At 73.9% G+C, this 1,573-nt stretch carries 3 protein-coding genes; 2 read left to right on the forward strand and 1 reads right to left on the reverse strand.

Annotated features, from left to right (window positions below; all coding sequences use genetic code 11):
• Positions 1 to 388 (forward strand): phosphatase PAP2 family protein (locus ACFU99_RS43130; RefSeq protein ID WP_384404117.1); only part of this gene is annotated, 388 nt, incomplete at its 5' end.
• Here ACFU99_RS43130 and ACFU99_RS43135 read toward each other — a convergent pair.
• Positions 318 to 776: a hypothetical protein gene (locus ACFU99_RS43135; RefSeq protein ID WP_363230092.1), complete on the reverse strand. Its 459-nt coding sequence runs from the start codon at positions 774 to 776 to the stop codon at positions 318 to 320. The two genes, ACFU99_RS43130 and ACFU99_RS43135, sit on opposite strands and share 71 nt — an antisense overlap.
• A gap of 304 nt (positions 777 to 1,080) precedes the next feature.
• Here ACFU99_RS43135 and ACFU99_RS43140 point away from each other — a divergent pair.
• Positions 1,081 to 1,573: NADAR family protein (locus ACFU99_RS43140; RefSeq protein WP_384404121.1), on the forward strand; the 493-nt coding region annotated here is incomplete at its 3' end.

Here is a 1,573-nt window from a genome sequence, read left to right on the forward strand (position 1 = left end):
GGTCGTCGTGCCGCTCAAGAGCTGGATCGGCCGCCCCGGCCCCGAGCGGATGGCGGGCGTCACGCACGAGGGCTTCTTCCCTTCGGGGCACGCGGCCACGGCGGCGGTCGCCTATGGCGCCGCGCTTCTGCTGCTGCTCCCGTACGCCCGTGAGTACGCCCGTACGCGCCGGTCGGCGCCGTTTATCGCGTACGGGCTGCTCAATGCGGCGATCGGCGTGGGCCTCGTACGCCAGGGCTACCACTGGCCGCTGGACGTCCTCGGCGCCTGGTGTCTGGCGGGTCTGGTGCTGTGGTCTCTGCACCGGGCCCTGCTCATCAGCCGCCGTCCCGGCTCAGCCCGGCCGCTGCCTCGTGCATCGCGAGCTCCAGGACCGCCGGGTCCGTGAGGGTCCCCTCGCCGTCGGGCACGACGATCCAGCGCACGCCGCCGGTCGCGCGCCCCGGGTAGGGCACGACGATCCAGGTGCCGCGCCCTGCGCCGCGCACGCCCGTGGCGAGCCAGCGGGCCACCGTGCCCGGCGGCACGAAGAACCCCAGCCGGGAGTCGCCGAAGTCCGCGAGGACCGGGCCGGGCCGGTCGATGAAGCGGGAGAGGACGTCCAGGGTCGGGTAGCCGAGATCGCCGGGCAGGATCAGGACGTCCCAGAGCCGGCCAGCGGGCAGCAGGGCGACCCCCAGGGGGTTGCGTTCCCACTCCCACCGACAGGCGTCGGGGTCCGGTGCCACCGACGCCAGCCACTCCACCGCGTTCTTGGCACCCGCGCCGCCACTCATGTCCAAGCCTCCATTCCGTTTCCGCTTGTGCTGCGTTCACGGGTGAGAGGCCGGACGGGGTGCGTCGTTACGCGGGTTCGGGCTACTAGTTGGTAGTGACTTGGCGCACAGGAAACGCACAGCCGTACGCCCCCGGCGTGTTCGGGGGCGTACGGGGCGCGGGAGGCGCGGCGCTTGCGGCCCGACGCGCCCTTCCCGGCCGGTGCGGGGCGGTGGCCACCACGCTCTCGCCGGTCTGCCTCGGCGCGCTGTCAGTGGCGGCTGTCAGGATCTCCGTATGAGGAACGGGGGCGGGATGAGCGACATGAACGGCGGGACGACCGGCGGGCCGGTGTCCGTCGCGGCGGACGGGCCGCGCTCCGTGGCGGAGCTGACGGCGTCGGCCGCGCGCGGGGAGAAGCTGAAGTACGTCTGTTTCTGGGGGCACCGGCCGCCGCGCGGCGGCGGGGTGGGCAGCGGCTGCTTCAGCCAGTGGTGGCCGGCCCCGTTCACGGTGGACGGCGTCACATACGCCACCGCCGAGCACTGGATGATGGCGGGCAAGGCCCGGCTCTTCGGGGACGCGGAGGCGTGGGAACGGGCCGTGGCGGCGGTCCACCCCAAGGCGGCCAAGGACGCGGGCCGCTCCGTGCGCGGCTTCGACGAGGACGTGTGGCTGCGGCGCCGCTTCGGCCTCGTCGTCGAAGGCAGCCTGCACAAGTTCGGCCGGCATCCGGAACTGTGCGCGTATCTGCTCGGCACGGGGCGCCGGGTGCTCGTCGAGGCCAGCCCGGTGGACCGCGTATGGGGCATCGGGC

The organism is Streptomyces sp. NPDC057654 (genome assembly GCF_042800135.1).
Lineage (GTDB): Bacteria > Actinomycetota > Actinomycetes > Streptomycetales > Streptomycetaceae > Streptomyces.